General features: G+C 73.0%; 16 protein-coding genes. 3 read left to right on the forward strand and 13 right to left on the reverse strand.

Features of this window, described 5'->3' with window-relative positions; all coding sequences use genetic code 11:
- Nucleotides 1–14: 14 nt before the first annotated feature.
- Genes ACIGDI_RS33675 through ACIGDI_RS33685 form a run of 3 tightly spaced genes read right to left on the reverse strand, consistent with a single transcriptional unit; the run spans nt 15 to nt 3,782 of the window.
- Entirely contained in the window at nt 15–1,400 is a 1,386-nt protein-coding gene (locus ACIGDI_RS33675; protein ID WP_399904744.1) for an amidase, read from the reverse strand.
- A 10-nt stretch (nt 1,401–1,410) separates the two neighbouring features.
- Nucleotides 1,411–3,456: a hypothetical protein gene (locus tag ACIGDI_RS33680; protein ID WP_399904748.1), complete on the reverse strand. Its 2,046-nt coding sequence runs from the start codon at nt 3,454–3,456 to the stop codon at nt 1,411–1,413.
- Nucleotides 3,453–3,782: a ferredoxin family protein gene (locus tag ACIGDI_RS33685; protein ID WP_399904751.1), complete on the reverse strand. Its 330-nt coding sequence runs from the start codon at nt 3,780–3,782 to the stop codon at nt 3,453–3,455. The genes ACIGDI_RS33680 and ACIGDI_RS33685 overlap by 4 nt, the downstream gene beginning before the upstream one ends.
- Nucleotides 3,783–4,082: 300 nt before the next feature.
- On the opposite strand from ACIGDI_RS33685, the gene ACIGDI_RS33690 reads away from it, so the two are divergent.
- Nucleotides 4,083–5,165 carry a methyltransferase gene (locus ACIGDI_RS33690; protein ID WP_399904754.1) on the forward strand — a complete coding sequence of 361 codons (1,083 nt, stop codon included), beginning with the start codon at nt 4,083–4,085 and terminating at the stop codon, nt 5,163–5,165.
- A 325-nt stretch (nt 5,166–5,490) separates the two neighbouring features.
- Here the strand turns inward: ACIGDI_RS33690 and ACIGDI_RS33695 are convergent, their stop codons facing one another.
- The 10 genes from ACIGDI_RS33695 to ACIGDI_RS33740 form a co-directional block, all read right to left on the reverse strand.
- Nucleotides 5,491–5,934 (reverse strand): PIN domain-containing protein, encoded by a 444-nt coding sequence (locus tag ACIGDI_RS33695; RefSeq protein WP_399904757.1) that lies wholly within the window; start codon nt 5,932–5,934, stop codon nt 5,491–5,493.
- On the reverse strand, nt 5,931–6,191 hold the full coding sequence (locus ACIGDI_RS33700) for a CopG family transcriptional regulator (RefSeq protein ID WP_399904760.1): 261 nt from the start codon (nt 6,189–6,191) through the stop codon (nt 5,931–5,933). The genes ACIGDI_RS33695 and ACIGDI_RS33700 overlap by 4 nt, the downstream gene beginning before the upstream one ends.
- 256 nt (nt 6,192–6,447) lie before the next feature.
- Complete coding sequence (locus ACIGDI_RS33705) at nt 6,448–7,986, reverse strand: FAD-dependent monooxygenase (protein ID WP_399904763.1); 1,539 nt, start codon at nt 7,984–7,986, stop codon at nt 6,448–6,450.
- 100 nt (nt 7,987–8,086) lie between these two features.
- Nucleotides 8,087–9,577, reverse strand: a complete 1,491-nt coding sequence (locus ACIGDI_RS33710; RefSeq protein ID WP_399904766.1) for an FAD-dependent oxidoreductase — start codon at nt 9,575–9,577, stop codon at nt 8,087–8,089.
- Nucleotide 9,578: 1 nt separating this feature from the next.
- On the reverse strand, nt 9,579–10,523 hold the full coding sequence (locus tag ACIGDI_RS33715) for an aromatase/cyclase (protein ID WP_399904769.1): 945 nt from the start codon (nt 10,521–10,523) through the stop codon (nt 9,579–9,581).
- Nucleotides 10,524–10,623: 100 nt separating this feature from the next.
- Nucleotides 10,624–11,409 (reverse strand): 3-oxoacyl-ACP reductase FabG, encoded by a 786-nt coding sequence (gene fabG / locus ACIGDI_RS33720; protein WP_399904772.1) that lies wholly within the window; start codon nt 11,407–11,409, stop codon nt 10,624–10,626.
- A gap of 15 nt (nt 11,410–11,424) precedes the next feature.
- Nucleotides 11,425–11,700, reverse strand: coding sequence for an acyl carrier protein (locus tag ACIGDI_RS33725; RefSeq protein ID WP_351805278.1), 276 nt, complete (start codon nt 11,698–11,700; stop codon nt 11,425–11,427).
- A gap of 102 nt (nt 11,701–11,802) precedes the next feature.
- Complete coding sequence (locus ACIGDI_RS33730; RefSeq protein WP_272177857.1) at nt 11,803–12,132, reverse strand: TcmI family type II polyketide cyclase; 330 nt, start codon at nt 12,130–12,132, stop codon at nt 11,803–11,805.
- 179 nt (nt 12,133–12,311) lie between these two features.
- On the reverse strand, nt 12,312–13,007 hold the full coding sequence (locus tag ACIGDI_RS33735; protein ID WP_399904776.1) for an antibiotic biosynthesis monooxygenase family protein: 696 nt from the start codon (nt 13,005–13,007) through the stop codon (nt 12,312–12,314).
- A gap of 58 nt (nt 13,008–13,065) precedes the next feature.
- Nucleotides 13,066–14,526: an FAD-dependent monooxygenase gene (locus ACIGDI_RS33740; RefSeq protein ID WP_399905298.1), complete on the reverse strand. Its 1,461-nt coding sequence runs from the start codon at nt 14,524–14,526 to the stop codon at nt 13,066–13,068.
- A 219-nt stretch (nt 14,527–14,745) separates the two neighbouring features.
- Between ACIGDI_RS33740 and ACIGDI_RS33745 the strand changes: the two genes are divergently transcribed.
- Together ACIGDI_RS33745 and ACIGDI_RS33750 are read left to right on the forward strand one after the other, a co-directional pair.
- Nucleotides 14,746–15,210 carry a nuclear transport factor 2 family protein gene (locus tag ACIGDI_RS33745; protein ID WP_399904779.1) on the forward strand — a complete coding sequence of 155 codons (465 nt, stop codon included), beginning with the start codon at nt 14,746–14,748 and terminating at the stop codon, nt 15,208–15,210.
- Between the two features lie 377 nt (nt 15,211–15,587).
- Nucleotides 15,588–17,042, forward strand: coding sequence for an ATP-binding protein (locus tag ACIGDI_RS33750; RefSeq protein ID WP_399905301.1), 1,455 nt, complete (start codon nt 15,588–15,590; stop codon nt 17,040–17,042).
- Nucleotides 17,043–17,197: the final 155 nt, after the last annotated feature.

Genomic DNA, 17,197 nt, shown 5'->3' on the forward strand with positions numbered 1-17,197 from the left:
CGGGGCGTTTGGGGTTACCGGGCGGCCGCGGGCTGCAGGGCCCGCGCGGCGGGCTTGGGTGCGTGCAGGTCCGCCTCCAGGCGGGCGGCGAGGGAGAGGACGAGGTCGTCGCCGCCGACGGGGCCGACCAGTTGCAGGCCCACCGGCAGACGTGCGCGGGTGAGTCCGGCGGGCAGCGACAGGGCGGGCTGGCCGGTCATGTTGAAGGGGTAGGAGGCCGGCGCCCAGGCCAGCCAGCGCAGGTCTCGCGGGTCGGCCGCCCAGGGCGGGCCGATGGCGTCGGCGGCGAACGGCTCCACGGGCACGGTGGCCATGGCCAGGACGTCGTAGCGGTCCATGACGGTGCGCAGGGTGGCGCGCAGGTTCTGGCGGACCTCTTCGGCGCGGATGACGTCGGCGCCGCCCAGGGTGCGCCCGTAGCGGATCACCTCCAGGCGGCCGGGATCGGCCCACGCATCGTCCTGGGGGCGGGCCCCGGCCGCCTCGGAGGCGGCCAGCAGGTCGACGAGCGCGGGGTACAGGCGCTCGCAGCGCACCTCGACGTCCTCCACCAGGTGGCCCTGGCCGATCAGGGCCAGGCGGGCCTGTCCGGCGACCTGGCGGACCTCGTCGGTGGTGGTGTCGTAGTCGATCCAGCCGATCCTGAGGACCCGGTCGGCGCGGGGGGCGTCGAGGGAGCCCAGAGCGGAGTCGGGGTCGGCCGGGTGCGGGCCGGCCATGACCTGGGCCAGCAGCGCGGCGTCGGCGACGGTGCGGGCCAGGGGGCCCTGGTGGGCGAGCCGGTCGGCGCTGTTGGGCACGTACGGGATGCGGCCCAGGGTGGGCTTGTAGCCGACGACGCCGCAGAACGCGGCCGGGATACGGATCGATCCGGCGCCGTCGGTGCCCAGGGCGCCGTCGCACAGGCCGGCGGCCACCGCGGCGGCGGCGCCGCCGCTGGAGCCGCCCGCGGTCAGGCGCGGGTCGTGGGGGTTGCGGGTGGGCGGGGCGACGCGGGAGAGCGTGGCGGCGCTCCAGCCGTACTCGGAGGTGGCGGTCTTGCCGACGACGACGGCTCCGGCGGCGCGCAGCCGGGCCACGGCCGGGGCGTCCTGGCGGGGCCGGTCGTTGGGCAGCAGCGAGCCGCGCACGGTGGGCAGGTCGCGGGTCTGCAGCAGGTCCTTGACGGAGACGGTGACGCCCAGCAGCGGCAGGCTGCGCCAGGCGTCGGCGCCCAGGTCGCGGATGAGCGCATCGGCGCGCTCGGCCGCGCGCAGCGCCTCCTGGCCCGCGACGGCGACGTAGGCGTCGCAGGTGTCCCGTTCGCGGGCGGCGGCCAGGACGGCGCTGGTGTGCTCGACGGCGCTCAGCTCGCCTCGGCGCAGCAGTTCCCGGGTGTGGCTGACGCCGTGCGCGGTCATCGCTGTCCCTTCATGACGCTCGGCGGACCTGGCCGGCCGGCACCTCGGCGCCGGCCGGTGCCCGGCCGGTGATGGACGTCCAGTGCCAGGCGGAGTCGAACGCGGTGACCTCCAGTGCGGCCCCGGCCGCGGCCAGCCGGGCGGCGTGCGAGGTGGCGCGGGCGATGAGGGCCGACACCTGGTGTGCGGCGAGCAGGTCCTGCTCATCGAACGGCTCCCCGGCGCAGCGCAGCAGCCGCAGATCCATGAAGCCCTCGAAGCGGCGCCCGTCGACGTCGACGGCCTGCGGGGAGCGGATGGAGAACCGCACGTTGTTGTTGACGTGCCCGTGGTGGTGCTGGTCGGAGAAGAACGCCAGATCGGGGATGACGGGCGGCACGAAGTGGTCGCGGGCGGCCACCTCGGGCACCGGCGGCAGGTTGCCGGCGACGAAGTGCCAGGAGTTGTACTGCATCCGTGAGGACATCGCCCAGGCGGCGTCGGCGAGCGCGGCCGGCGAGCCGCCGAAGTGGGCGGCGGCCTCGGGGTGCGCCACCACGCAGCAGAAGAAGTGGGTGATGTCCCAGTCGCAGATCTCCGCCCAGTTCTCGCCGCGCAGCGCGCGCACCAGATCGGGCAGCGAGCGCATGCCGCGGCTCATCGCGAAGTCGGCGTCGAAGGCCGTGACGGTCGCGGCCACGGCCTCGTGCACCAGGGACTCCAGGCCGGTGGTGAAGGCGCCGTGCGGGCGGGCGAGCCAGTCGGGCGCGAGGTCGAGGTCCCGGGCGAGGTCGGCGAGCGTGGCGCCGGTCAGCGGCAGCCGGCTGCGCAGGTGCTCGGCGACGGCCGCCTGCCGGGAGCGGGCGGCGGGGCCGGGGGCGGCGGCCACCCGCTCCACCTTGTGCATCAGCGGCCCGTGGATCTCGCGGTACAGCTGGGCGCTACGGCCCACCTGCCGGCGGCGTTCACCCAGTGCGACGGCGAGCCGGTCGAGGTCGGCGACGCGGTGGGAGGCGGCGGCGGGCGCCGGCTCGGCGCCGGGCAGGGGGACAGAGTTGTAGGCGCGGCGCACCCGCTCCAGCGTGTGGGCGACGTGGTCGACGCTCAGCTGGGTGCCGTTGGCCTCCTCGACGCGGCCGAAGCCGGCCGAGCGGATGAGCAGCGTGAGGCAGACCAGCAGCTGGGTGTCCTCGTCCGACCACAGCTCCAGCGGCAGGCCGTGCAGGGCGCTCAGGGCGCAGTCGGGGTGGCCGGGCCACAGCGTCTTGCCGGTCAGGGTGTTGCGGCCGCGGAAGTTGGTGTACTGGATGTCCTGCTGGTACAGGACGAACGGGGCGGTGCGCAGCGCCGCCTGCTGGGCCTGCGCGACCAGCGCGTCACGGCCCTGGGCGCCCTGCTGGGCGAGCCAGGCCCGGCAGTCGGCCGCGCCGGCGGCGCGCCGGGCGCGGGCGCGGTCCAGTTCGCGGCGGTAGACGGCGAGGACGGTGCGGCTCCACGGCACGCGGCGGATACCGCCGACCAGGTCGCGGGGGTCCAGGGGGCGGGCGCCGGGGGTGCGCACGGCGATGCGGCCGCTGGTGGTCAGGCCGATCTCGCCGCGGAAGGCGGGCGGCTCCACGGGGCCACCGGGCCCGCCGGGTTCCGCGGGTGCCGCGCCGGGCTCGGCGGGTTCCGCGGGTGCCGCGCTCGCGGCCGGGGTGCCGGCCGGGTACGCGAAGACCCCGGTACCGGTGCCGGTGCCGGTGCCGGTGCCGTCGTCAATGTCGCGCCAGTGCAGTCCGCACAGTGCGGTCAGGGCGGCCTGCTCGGCCGGGTTCAGGGCCCGCAGCTGGATGTCGGCGGGGACGTGTCCGTCGAGGGTGAGCAGCACATCGAGAGCCGATCGCAGGTCCGGGGCCTGGGCGGCGCGCCGCCAGACGCGTTCGAGCAGGGCGGGGAAGCCGGCGTCGGGCCGGCGGACACGCTCCGGTGCGGCCGTGCTCCCGGCGGGCAGGCCGAGCCGGCTGGGGCGGCGGCTGATCCGCTTCCGGGCGTGCGCGGCGCGGCGGGACTCGGGGCGCCCTGCGGGGTCCTTCATGCGGCGCTCTCGGCGGTGAGCTCGATGTGGTTCCACATCGCGTCGTCGGTGGGGCTCCAGTCCTCGTCGACGTAGATGCAGTCGACCGGGCACTCCAGGACGCAGGCGGGACAGCCCGAGCACAGCTCGGGAACGATCACCACGTCCAGGCCGCGGTCGAAGACCGCGCCGAACTCCGCGGGGCAGCCGCGCAGGCAGCTGTCGCAGGTGATGCACTCGGACGGCTCGATGCGCCGCGGCGGCTTCTTCCAGTTGTCGGCGCGCGAGCGTCGGGCGATGCGCTCGGCGCGCTCCGACAGCGCGGCAGACGAGGCAAGCTTCTTCACGGGATCGGCCCCCTCCGGGACTCTTCTCGGCCTTGGCCGAGACGGACGGTGCCCATCGTCATCGGGCTCTCTCAACTGCCCCCGGAGCGCGGGTGGGGACCAACTGGAGCCCCCTCGCCCAGGCCGGCGGCCGGCCGGGGCGAGGGGGCTCCAGCCGTGCGCGAGCGCGGCCCGTCCGCGCCACCGGACCCTCGGTGCCTAAAGGCGCGTGCGGCGGCCGCCAGGGCCGCGCCCGCGCCGGGCCTGCCCGCCGCGGGCGCAGGCCGTTCCGGCCGCCCGCCGTCCACCCTGGAGGAACCCATGCCGCTGCCGCCCGCCCGTGTCGTGCGCGTCGTCGAAGGCGTGCGCACCGGCCTGCAGAGGCTGGTGCGCAAGCTGGCCCCCGCACCGTTCTCGCTGCTGGAGATGGTGCAGGGCGCCATGCTCAGCCAGGCCATCTACGCCGCCGCGCAGCTGCGCGTGGCCGAGGCGCTGCAAGGCGGCCCGCTGCCCGTCGCACAGCTGGCCGAGCGGGTCGGCGCCCACCCCGACACCCTGCAGCGGCTGCTGCGGCTGCTGGCCTCCAACGGCATCTTCGCCGAGCGCAAGGACGGCCGTTTCGCCCTGACCCCGATGGCGAAGGCGCTGCTGGAGGACGCGCCGATGTCGATGCGCGGCATCGCGGTGCTCATGGGGCATCCGATCCACTGGGAGGACTGGTCGCACTTCGTCGACGCGGTGCGCTCGGGCGAGCCGAGCCTGCCCAAGCTGCGCGGCATGACGGCGTTCGAGTTCCTCGAGGCCAAGCCGGAGTACGGCGAGGTGTTCATGAAGGGCATGGGCGCGATGTCCGCCACCGAGACCGAGCCGGTGCTGGCCGCCTACGACTTCTCGAAGTACGCCACCGTGGTGGACTTCTGCGCCGGGCGCGGCGAGCTCCTCGCGGGCATCTTGAACCAGTCGCCGGGCGTGCGGGGCATCCTCGCCGACCCGCGGGTGGCCGACAACGGTGCGGCCCAGTACCTGGCCGAGCAGCAGGTCGCCGACCGGTGCGAGGTGGTGGCCGCCGACCTGTTCGGGCCGGTGCCCCAGGGCGGGGACGCCTACGTCCTCAAGCACATCGTGCACGACTGGCCCGAGGAGCAGGCCCTTGAGATCCTGCGCAACGTCCGGGCGGCGATGCGGCCGGGCGGCCGGCTGCTGCTGATGGAGATGGTCGTGCCGGACAAGCCGAACGCCGCACACGCCTCGAAACTGGTCGACCTGTGGCTGATGCTGCTCGTCGGCGGCCGCGAGCGCACCGCCGGGCAGTACGCGCAGCTGCTGGACCAGGCGGGTTTCCACCTGGAGCGGGTGGTGCAGACGGCGGGGGCGATCTCGGTGGTGGAGGCCAGTGTCCGATAACGGTCCGCGCCATTGCGCAGGGGCGCCGCCCGGAGGTCCGACCACGAGGGCGAACTACCGTTGAGCGAGGGCACGTTGATGCGGTTGAAGGTCGCCGCAACGGCTGCTCTCGCTGCGGCGCGCCCTGCCCCCGGCCGCAGCAGTCAGGCCGCGCTGATGCAAGGTGTGGTCGGCGGTGCCTGCGGGGCCGGCGTCACGGTGGGGCCGGCGGGCGGGTCGACGCAGCCGACCTCGATGCCGGTCGCCCTGCTCGGCGTACCAACCTGGAGTTGCTCATCCCCGGATCGGTGCGTCGAAAACTCGCCGCACGAGCCAGGAGGCGCGTTCAGAGCGGAAGGTCGTCGGGCAGCACCCTGAACGCCTTGTGACGGCCGAGCGGGCGCACGGCCCGGAAGCCGCGACGGTCGAGAGTGAGCACAGCGTCGGTGTCGTACTCGGCGGCAAGGGCCACGTTCACCGCATCCGCGAGATCCAGGTCCAGGTCGCGATAGCGGGCACGCACCGACTGGGCGACACCCAAGTGGTCCTCCGTGATCTCGGGCAGGACGATACGGCCTCGCCGCATCCAGTGCCGGATGTCGTCGACCGCACTGAGTGCCGCGTCACGGCCGATCTCACGAGTGGCGACGTGATCGATCTCGGCAAGCAGCAGCGGAGACATCACCAAAAGGCCCGCAACCATGATCGCCTCGTTCGACGCGTGATGTTCGGGATGCGTGGAATCAAGCGCTGCAAGGAGCCCGGACGTGTCTGCGATGACAATGATCACGCAGCTGTCCCGGGCCCGGTCTCGCGCCGCACAGCGTCGGCGACGGTATCGCGCACCTCACGCTTGCTGGGGGTACGACCGGATCCTTCGAAGGTGCGGGAGAAGAGGGGTTCGTCCCAGACACGGTTGGCCATGGCCGCAAGATGAATGCCCTGACGGATGATCTCGGCCTCGCTGATGCCGCGCCGCTTCGCGGCCTCCTTGATGATGGCGAGGTCTTCCGGATCCGCGTAGACGTTGGTTCGCTTCATGGACATGTACCAAGCGTAATGTATGTACCAGATTGATGTACACGCAGTCGACGTTTCTCTGCAGAGCGCAGAAGCCACCGGCGCCATCGCCGCCGTCGCCCAGGGACCACCGCGAGCGGGACCGCCCGGCTGCTGCGAGAGGAACTTCACCACCCGCTCCCGGCCCCACACGGGCCAGGGGTGCCATGCACAGCGCGCCGTGGTCGGGAAAGTGGATGTTCAGCTCGGCCGGGGCCTCGAGGCCCCTCCGTGCGTGGGCTGGTCAGTGCTCGGCGGGTGTGCCGAACCAGCGGGTGAGGGCGGCCTGAAGGCCGTCGGTGGTTCCGGAGCCGGTCCAGGCGACGTGGCCGTCGGGGCGGACCAGCAGCGCCGCCGCGCCCGAGAAGACCGTGTCGCGGTCGGCCGGGGAGGCGGTGACGGTGTCGACGCGGCCGGACCAGGGCGCCGCGGCCTGGCGGACGCGGGCGTCGCCGGCGAGGTCGAGGAGGACTCCGTGGCCGGCGTGCAGCAGATGGAAGGTGTCGGTTGCGCCGTCGGGTCCGTTCAGCGCGGTTTTGGGCAGGCGGCGTCCGAGGAGCGGGTGCACGCCCTGCCCCTCCCCCGCCTCCGCCTGCTCGGCCGCGTCCTCGTCGAGGTCGTAGCGGATGTCGAGGTGGGAGACGATGCCCGCCAGGTGGCGGCGGACCACGTCGTGGCCGGTGAGTTCGGTGAGGATGCTGCGCAGCGGTTCGGCCTTCTCGCCGCCGAGGAAGACCAGGCCCTGGGCGCGGGTGTTCATCAGCAGGCGGCGGCCCACCGGGTGGCGCTCGGCGTGGTAGGTGTCCAGCAGGGCCTCGCCGGCGCGGCCGGTGGCGACGGCGGCGAGTTTGAAGCCGAGGTTGGCGGCGTCCTGCACGCCGGTGCTCAGGCCCTGCCCGCCGGCGGGCAGGTGGATGTGGGCGGCGTCCCCGGCGAGCAGTACCCGGCCGCGCCGGTACTGGTCGGCCTGGCGGGTGGCGTCGCTGAAGAAGCTGACCCACTCGGCGGCGCCGCCGCTGATGTCCTCGCCGGTGATGTGCTCCCAGGCCTTGGCCACCTCCTCGAAGGTGACGGTGTCCTCGGCGCTGCGGGCGGCGGCGCCGTGCGGGCAGACGATGATGCGGTGCACGCCCTCCTTGAGGGGGGCGGCCATCACCATGCCGTTGGGCAGGGTCTCTCCGAGGTAGCGGGGGGCGAGGTCGACGCCGGTGATGTCGGCGAGGAACATGGCGCGGGTCGCCTCGGTGCCGGGGAAGCCGATGCCGGCGAGCTTGCGCACGGTGCTCTTGCCGCCGTCGCAGCCCACCAGGTAGCGGGCGCGCATGCGCCGGACGCCGTCGGGGGTGGCGACGGTGATCTCGGCGTGCTCGCCGTGGTGGAAGCCGTCGTCGAGGGCGAGGACCTCATGGCCGCGGCGGATGTCGGCGCCGAGGTCGGCCGCCCATCCGGCCAGGACCGCCTCGGTCTGGCTCTGCGGGATGCCGCGGGCGCCGAAGTGGGCGCCTTCCAGCGTGGTGAAGTCGAACTGGACGCCGCCGAAGTGGCCGACGTCGCTGACCGCCAGGCTCTCGCCCTGCCCGAAGCGGGGCAGGATGCCGCGCTGGTCGAAGACCTCCATGGCGCGGGCGGTGAAGCCCAGGCCGCGGGACTGGCCGGTGGGCTCGGCCAGCTTGTCGAGGACGATCACCTCGGCCCCGCCCAGGCGGAGTTCACCCGCGAGCATCAGTCCGGTCGGGCCTGCGCCGACGACGATGACGTCGGCGTCCATCGTGATGTCCTGCATGGCGTGGGATCCCTCTCACTCATCGGTGGGCCGTGCTCGGTGAAGGCCGGGGGGTGGCGAAGTCGGGGCGGGCCGCAGGCATGCGGGCCGGGGGCGGGGGTCAGAGGGAGCCGAACCACCGCTCGGCGGCCTCGGTGAGCCCGGCGCCGTCGGCTGCGCCCGCCCAGGCGACGTAGCCGTCGGGCCGGACCAGGACGGCGCCGGCGGCCTCCAGCGGCGAGCCGGCCGCCACCTGGGCGGTGACGGTGTCGATGCGGTCGGCCAAGGCGGCGTCCAGGGACGGGGGCGGGCCGCCCACGGCCAGGAGCAGTCCGCGTCCGGAGCGCAGCAGGTCGGCCGTGGTGCAGCGGGTCGCGCCGGTGCGCAGGTCGGTGTGCGGCAGGCGGGCGCCGCGCAGCGGATGCTCGGGGCCGCCGACGTCGTAGCGGATGTCGAGGCCGCTGATCATTGCGGCGAGGCGGGTGCGCACCTCCTCGTGGGCGATGAGTTCGGCCAGGACGGTGCGCAGCGGCTCGACCTCGGGGCCGCCCAGGAGCAGCAGGGCCTGGGCGCGGATGTTGCCCAGGACGGCGGCGCCCACCGCGGCGCGTTCGCTGTCGTAGCTGTCCAGCAGGCCGGCCGGGGCGGTGGTGTCGAGGGCGGCGGCGAGTTTCCAGCCGAGGTTGTAGGCGTCCTGCAGGCCCAGGTTGAGGGCCTGGCCGCCGATGGGCATCTGGCGGTGGGCGGCATCCCCGGCGAACAGCACCCGGCCGTGCCGGTAGCGGGTCAGGCACCGGTTTTCGTCGTCGAAGCGGTTGACCCACAACGGCCTGCCGCCGGTGATGTCCTCGCCGGTCACCCGCTTCCAGGCGGCGGCGACCTCGTCGTAGTGCGGCTCCCCGGCGCGTTCGGCCGGCCTGGCGCCGAACTCGTGGACCATCACCCGGGTGATGCCCGCCGGGTTGCGGGCGGCGACGGCGAACCCGCCGGGCAGGCGTTGGAAGCGCCGGCCGGGGATGTCCAGGCCCGCGACGTCGGCGCGCAGCAGTTCCCGGGCGGCCGGCGTGCCGGGGAAGTCGGCTCCGATCAGACGGCGCACGGTGGAGTCCTGGCCGTCGCAGGCCACCAGGTAGTCGGCGCGCAGTGTGAGGGGGGTGCCGTGGCGGCTGGTGGCGGATGCCTCGACGTGGGAGCCGCGCTCGTGCACGGCGTGCAGGGTGTGCCCGCACGTAAGGTCGGCTCCCAGGCCCAGGGCCCACTCCTCCAGGACGGCCTCGGTCTTGGTCTGCTCGACCTTCCACTGGCCGGGGTAGGGGCCGGGCAGGGTCAGGTCCAGGGGGATGCCGCCGAAGTGGCCGCGCACCTCGCACGGCGGACGGCCGAGGTCGGCGAGCAGGCCGCGGCTGTCGAGGACCTCCATGGTGCGGGCGTGCAGGGTGGAGGCGCGGGAGGCGGTGGCGGGGCCGTGGCGGCGCTCCAGGAGCGTCACCTGGATGCCGCGCAGGGCCAGTTCACCGGCCAGGAGCAGGCCGACGGGGCCCGCGCCGACGACGATCACCTGGGTGTCGAGCGCCGTGGCGGACCCGGTGCGCGGGGGCGGGGCGGCGGTCATGTCAGCGGTTCCGCTCCGCGTGGGCCTTGGCGTGGTTGAGGGTGGCGAGGCTGTTGGTGCTCAGCGCGCTGTGCACGTAGGCGCGGGCGTCGGCGACGGTGGCCTCGGGGCCCAGGATGCGGGCGATGTTGTCGGTGTTGAGGGTGACGGTGTGCTGGGAGCTGGCCGTGGCGCCGCCGTCGTCGCTCTCTTCGAAGGTCCACACCCCGGTGTGCAGGGTCATCAGCGCCGGCAGGGTGATCTGCTTGTAGGCGATGCGGTGATGTCCAAGGACGACCCGGTAGGACTTGGTGGTGTGCGTGGAGCCGTCCTTGGCGCGGGTGTCCATCTGCAGTTCCTGCAGGCCGGGGGTGTCCTCGGTGAAGCGGACGCGGGCCACGTGCGGGAGCCGCTCGGGCCACAGCCCGGCCTCGTTGACGAAGGCGAAGGCGTCCTTGGCCGGGCCGTCGATGCAGACGGTGTCGGTGAAGGAGAAGGTCAGCTCCTGGGTGTCGGCGGCGTGGGCGCGCTCGACGTTGTCCTTCAGCGCGGCGAGTTCGCTCCGGCTGTTTTTGTCCACGGCCCGCTCGATCCACAGCAGGTCGTGCGGGTCGTCGCCGACGGCCCGGTAGTCGTGCAGCAGCCGCACCCGGCAGGCGCCCTCGTCCAGGGGCTCGACGATCCAGGTGCCGCCCATGGCGGCGACCGGCGGCGCGGGCACCTCCTGGCGGAAGGTGATGCGCAGGGATTGGGGGTCGAGGGTGCGGAGCGAGGTCCAGGTCTTGGGCTCGCCGTTGGCGGTGGCCCAGATGCTGATGCGTTCCTCGTGCGCGCCGGTCTGCTCCCGGTCGACGTAGATGGTGGGCGGGAAGATCCGCGGCCAGTTGGTCACCTCGGCGAGGAGACGGTAGACGGCGGCGGCGGGCGCGCCGATGGTGATCTCGTGCTCGACCTCACGAGTCGTCATGAAGGCTTCTCCTCGGTGGGACCGGCTGTGCGCAGGACGGAAGGCGGGCAGGTGGACGGGAGGGGGTGGGGGGTGGCGGGCGGGGGGCCGGGCGGGGGTTTTAGAAGTTGCCGAGACCGCCGCAGACGTTGAGGGCCTGGGAGGTGATGGAGGCGGCCGTGTCGGAGGCCAGGTAGCCGACCAGGCCGGCGACCTCCTGGGGGGTGGCGTAGCGGCCGAGGGGGATCTTGGCCTGGAACTTCTTGAGGATCTCCTCCTCGCTGGTGTCGTAGGCGGCCGCGTAGCCCTGGCGCACCCGCTGGGCCATCGGCGTCTCGACGTAGCCGGGGCAGACGGCGTTGACGGTGATGCCGGTGGGGGCCAGCTCGTTGCCGAGCGCCTTGGTGAAGCCGACGACGCCGTGCTTGGAGGCCGAGTAGGGGGCGCCCAGGACGACGCCCTGCTTGCCCGCGGTGGAGGCGATGTTGATGATCCGGCCGCGGTCCTTGTCCCGCATGCCGCCGGCTGTCAGCACCTCGCGGGTCATCCGGAAGACGCTGTTGAGGTTGGTGTCGATGACGTCGTCCCACAGCTCGTCGCTGATCTCCGCGGTGGGGCCGCCGCCGGAGCGCCCGGCGTTGTTGACGAGGACGTCGACGGTGCCGAACACGGCGACGGCGCCGCGCACGAACTCCTTGACGGAGTCGGCGTCGCGGACGTCGAGCTGCCGGCCGTCGACGTCCAGGCCGTCCTCGCGCAGCGCCTTGGCGGTGGCTTCGACGTTGTCGGCGTCGCGGGCGCCGATGAAGACCCGGTGGCCCTGCCGGGCCAGCAGCCGGGCGACCTCCAGGCCGATGCCGCTGGTCGCCCCGGTGACCAGGGCGACCCTGCCGGTGGTGTCGGACATGGGTGTGCTCCCCCTTCAGGCGGCCCGGGCGCCGGCCGGGGCCAGCTGGGCGTTGACGGCGTCGATCAGGTCACGCGGCGTGAGCTCTTCGCTGAGGTCGTCGTCGTCCAGGACGATGCCGTACTCGCGCTCGATGCGGCCGCCGGTCTCCAGCAGGGCGATGGACTCATATCCGAGCACCTCGAAGGAGGTGTCCTGGATGTCCGCGGCGAGGTCGACGTTCTCGTCGGCGCCCGCCGCCTCCAGCAGGATCCGCCGCAGGTCGTCGAGGGTGAACTGGATGCTGGCCATGGGGTGCTTCCTTCGGTCTCGGGGCCAGGGGCCCCAGCTGATCTGTGGCATGGGCCGCGGGTACACCGGCCCGGGCGGGCCGGCGGGCGGGGCGGGGCCGGCTCAGGCGGGTGCCTGCCACCGGTAGAACCGCTGGGCCATGGCGTCGGCCGGGGAACGCCAGGTCGCGGGGTCGTAGGGGTCGATGAACGGCTTCAGCTCGTCGCTGATCCGCACGAAGCGCGGGTCGTCCTTGGCGCCCTGGATCAGTTCGCCGCCGTTGTCCTCGTCGAAGTCCTGCAGGTGGAAGTACAGACCGTTGAAGGCGAACAGCTGGCGCCGCCGGGTGCCCATGCGGTGCGGCATGTCCGTGGCGTCGAACTCGGCGAACAGCCGGGCGACGTCCGCGCTCGCACCGGGCGCCATACGGGCCACGATCAGCGTGCTGTGCATCAGTTCTCGCTCCTTGGCAGGGTGCGGTGGATCGCGGAAAAAAAGGGGGGCGGATCCGCGCCGTCGGCCCGCCCGCCCGGGTGCTGCCGGGCGGGCCGCCCCCGTCGCCCGCCCACTCGCAAGGAAGTGCGGGGGGTGCGGGAGTGCGGGGGTGCCGGGGGTGCCGGGGGGTGCGGGGGTTACTGGCCCGCGGCGCGGGTGTGCACCACGCGGTAGGTGTTGGCGTCGCGCTCGGCGGTCAGCTCGGCGATGCGCTCGTCGTTGGCGCGGCGGGGCTCGGGCTTGGCCTCGGGGGCCAGGGTGCGGAAGGCGTCGTAGCTGTCCTTGCTGTCCCACTGCGAGTACACGACGGCGAAGGCGCCCTCGACGAACATGGCGCGCAGGCCCCTGAAGACGCTGTGCGAGCGGTAGCCGGGCACGTCCACCAGCCAGTTCTGGCCCTCGCCCAGGAGTTTGAGCAGGTCGGCCTGGTCGGCCTCGCCGACCCGGTAGACCTCGATGGCGGTGTAGTCGTCACGGTCCGGGGAGACCTCGACGCGGCCGCCGAGGGAGGGGTGGGTCTGGGTGAAGACGATCTCGTTCTGCAGCAGCCGGATCGCCGTGGTGATCTCCCTAAAGACGGGCAGCGTGCGGTGCTTGAACTCCTCGCCGGAGTAGCGCTTTTGCAGGTCCTCGCCGCTGCGCCACTGGATCAGGTTGGCGGTGCCGGGGCTGTCCTGCCCGGCGTGCACGGTGGAGGAGATCCACCCCTCGTAGGCCGCCGCGTCGACGATCTTGCCCATCTCGGTGAGCAGCTGCTCCTGGTGGGCGGGGGTGTCGGTGGTGAACAGGTTGAGGACGGTCAGGTAGTTGTCCTCGGTGGAGATGATCGGCATGGTTTTCTTCGCTTCCTGGAGGGATGTGACGTACGGCGGTGGGGAACAGGCGTCCCGGTCAGTGGGCGGGGCCGAACCAGCGGCCGAGCGCGGTGGTCAGCGGCATGCCGCCGGCCGCGGCACCGGGGCCGTCGTGCGGGGCGCCGACCCAGGCGACGTAGCCGTCGGGACGCACCAGGACGCCGCCCAGCCCGCCCCCGTTGTCGTTGTCGGGGGTCTGGACGGTGACGGTGTCGACGCGGTCGGACCAGCCCCGGGCCGCGGCGCGCAGTGCCGGGCTGCCGGCCAGGTCGAGCAGCACCCCGCGCCCGGGCTCAAGGAGGGTCAGGACGCTGTGCTTGACGCCGTCGCGGGTGATCTGCCGGTCCGCCAGGCGGCGGCCGAGCAGAGGGTGGCCGTTGCCGCCGACGTCGTGGCGGATGTCGAGCCCGGTGACCATGCCCACCAGGTGGCGCTGCACCTCCTCGTGCCGCACCAGCTCGCCGAACACCTGGCGCAGCGGGTCGACGTCGGCACCGCCGAGGTAGAGGGTGCGCTGGGCGAGGGTGTTGGCCAGGATGCGGGCGCCGACCGGGTGGCGCTCGTTGTGGTAGGTGTCGAGCAGGGCCTGCGGGGCGTGGCCCTTGAGGTCGAGGGCGAGTTTCCAGCCGAGGTTGACGGCGTCCTGGATGCCGGCGCTCATGCCCTGGGCGCCGATCGGCAGGTGGATGTGGGCGGCGTCACCGGCGACGAAGACACGGCCGCTGCGGTACTGGGCGGCCTGACGGCTGACATCGGTGGTGGAGGACACCCACAGCGGCGTGGCGCCGCTGATGTCCTCGCCGGACAGGCGCCCGAAGGCCTCGGCGACCTCGGCGAAGGTGATCGGGCCGGGGGTGGTGCGCAGCGGCTGGGCGCGGTCGTAGTAGATGACGCGGGAGCGGTCCGGGCCCAGCGGCAGCACCATGACCATGCCGCCGGGCACCGGCTCCCCGCTGAAACGCGGGCGCAGCTGGACGCCGGTGACGTCGGCGAAGCGCAGCTCGACGGTGGGATCGGTGCCGGGGAAGTCGATGCCGGCGCAGGTGCGCACCACGCTGCGGGCGCCGTCACAGCCCACCACGTAGCGGGCGCGCAGCACACCGCTGCCGCCGCCGGTGCCGCCGGTGCCACCGGTGGTGGTGGTGCGGACGGTGACGCCGTCGTCGTCCTGCTCGACGCCGGTGACCTCGGTGGCCCGGCGCACCTGAACGCCGCGCTCGGCGATCCAGCCGGCCAGCATGGCCTCGGTCCGCGACTGGGGGATGCCGCGGGCGCCGTAGGAGCCGCCCTCAAGGACGCGGTAGTCCAGCGGCACACCGCCGAAATGACCGAAGGGAATGACATCGACGTCACCGAGCCGGGAAAGAAGTCCGCGCTGGGCGAATTCCTCGATCGTGCGCGCGGAAAAGCCGAGGGCACGGGATTCCCTGATGGGCCCGGCAAGCCGGTCGACGACCAGGACCGAGACTCCATGAAGACTCAACTCGCCTGCGAGCATGAGTCCGGTGGGACCTGCTCCGACCACGATCACGTCCGCGTCAAAGGTATTCATCCGCCCTCTCCCGACTGGTATTTGACGAGTATTGCCGGGCCACGGAAGGACGGTAAAGAGAATGCGTTACAGGCTTTATGCATTCCATGACAGAACTCTGTCGGCAATGTCAGATCTTCGGCAGGAACCTGGTCCCCGAAGCGCGCCCGGCACCATGCTCGGGCGGTGACTTCCAACCATCTCGCCGCCCCCGGCGCGGCCGTCGGCTTCGCCGAGGCCGCTGTGGTCGGGGAACTGCTGGGCCGTTATCTGATCGCGCTCGACGACGGGGAACTCGACGACGCCTGGGCCAGGAGCCTGTTCACCGAGGACGCGGTCGTCACCTTCCCGATGAGCCGCCACGCCGGGTGCGCCGGGCTCGCCGCGTGGCACCGGGCCTCCCTGGCGGTGTTCGCCCGCACCCAGCACCTGGGCTCGCCACCGGTGGTGAGCGTCGACGGCGAGCGTGCCGTCTTCCGCGCCAACGTGCTCACCACGCACGTCCACCCCACCGGCGGTGACACGCCGCCGCTGTTCCGCGCGGGCACGCTCGCCTCCGGCGAGGCCCGCAGGACCCCGGACGGCTGGCGGATGAGCGCGCTGTCGTTCCGGGTGCTGTTCACCGAGGGAGAGCCCCCGCGCCGGGCCTGAGCCGGCGCGATGCCGGATCCGCGGCGCGGGCCCGGGCGTACGGGTGCCGGGGTGCGGGACGACCTCGTGCTCCGGCACGCCAGGGACGCCTTGACAGCCCTGGTGGAGCGGTGCGTCGTCGAGCCGGGCCCAGAAGCGTGCGGCCGGCTGCCGCCATGGCGTCGAGCGCGCCCTGCAGAACGTGGCCGCGAGCTGCGTACGGACGCAGGGACCTGGCGCTGCCCCCAGTGGGCCGGAGGTGACCAGCCAGCGGCGGCGGTGCCCGCCTGAGGGGCATCGCATGGCCGTCCGGCACCCCTGCGGAGTCTCTTGAATAATTCCAGATATAATAAGCGCACCTATCCATGCAGAGGTGCGCCGTGGACAAACCCGCCGAGATGTTCGACCGCGACTTCGAGTGGGCCGAGCTGACCCGCTTCGCCGCCCTGCCCGGCCCGCGCGCCACCCTCGGCGTGGTCTCCGGGCGCCGCCGGCAGGGCAAGACCTTCCTCCTGGACGCTGTCACGCGGGCAAGCGGCGGCTTCATGTTCACCGCCACCGAGACCACCGAAGCCGACGCGCTGCGCCAGTTCGGCGAAGCCCTCGCCCGCTACCGGCAACAGCCCACCCCATTTCGTTTCGCTCACTGGGACGAGGCAGTCACCGAGCTCCTGCGCATCGCCGACATGGGCGACCCCATCGTCGCGGTCATCGACGAATTCCCCTTCCTCGCCAAGGCATCCCCCGCCCTCCCCTCGATCATCCAGCGCGCCCTCGACCCCGCCGCCCAGCACACCAACACCCCCGTACGGCTCCTGCTGTGCGGCTCCGCCCTGTCCTTCATGGGCAAGCTCCTCGCCGGCAACGCCCCGCTGCGCGGCCGCGCCGGCCTGGAACTCGTCGTCCCCACCCTGGACTTCCGCCTCGCCGCCGAGTTCTGGGAGATCACCGACCCGCGCACCGCACTGCTCACCCACGCCATCGTGGGCGGCACCCCCGCCTACCGCCGCGAGTTCACCCAGGGCGACACCCCCGCCGGGCCCGAGGACTTCGACGCCTGGGTCACCCGCGCCGTCCTCAATCCCGCCCGTCCGCTCTTCCGCGAGGCCCGCTACCTCCTCGCAGAGGAACCCGAACTTCACGACACCGCGCTCTACCACTCCGTCCTGGCCGCCATCGCCGGCGGAAACGCCGCACGCGGCGGCATCGCCGACTTCCTGGGCCGCAAGTCCACCGACCTCGCCCACCCCCTCAGCGTCCTCCAGGACGTCGGCATGATCACCCACGAGGCGGACGCCTTCCGCCGCAACCGCTCCGCCTACCGCATCGCCGAACCCCTCATCGCCTTCTACCACTCAGTGATGCGCCCCGCCTGGGGCGATCTGGAACGCCCCGGACGCGCCCCCGCCGTCTGGCACCGCGCCCAGTCCACCTTCCGCAGCAAGGTCGTCGGCCCGCACTTCGAACAGGTCTGCCGCGAATGGGCCCGCTGGCACGCGTCCGCCGCAACCCACGGCGGGCAGGTCACACGGGTCGCCAGCGGGACCGTCAACGATCCTGCCGCGAAGACCGGCCACGAAGTCGACGTCGCGGTCCATGGCGAGACCGACGACAGCGGCCGCGAAACCCTGCTCGCCATCGGCGAAGCCAAATGGAACGACGTCATGGGAAAGAGCCACCTCGAACGTCTCCAGCACATCCGTGCTCTGCTCACCGCGCGCGGCACCGCCACTGACGTCACCCGGCTGCAGTGCTACAGCGGCACCGGCTTCACCACCGAACTGCGCCACCTCGCCGAGAACGACCCCGCCATCCAGCTGATCGATCCAGTGCGCCTCTACCACGGCGACTGACACGGTCGCCGCCACCGTCCCCTGTACGGGAACCACGGCCTGCGGATGGGAGCGCACCGGGTGTCGACCCGGGCTGAGCAGTTTCCGACCGGAGCGAGAACCGGCTGGCCTGCAGTCAGGCCACTTACCTGCGGAAACGGCCACTGGATCAACTC

The sequence above is a fragment of the Streptomyces sp. NPDC085900 genome (assembly GCF_044540925.1).
GTDB lineage: Bacteria > Actinomycetota > Actinomycetes > Streptomycetales > Streptomycetaceae > Streptomyces > Streptomyces gilvifuscus.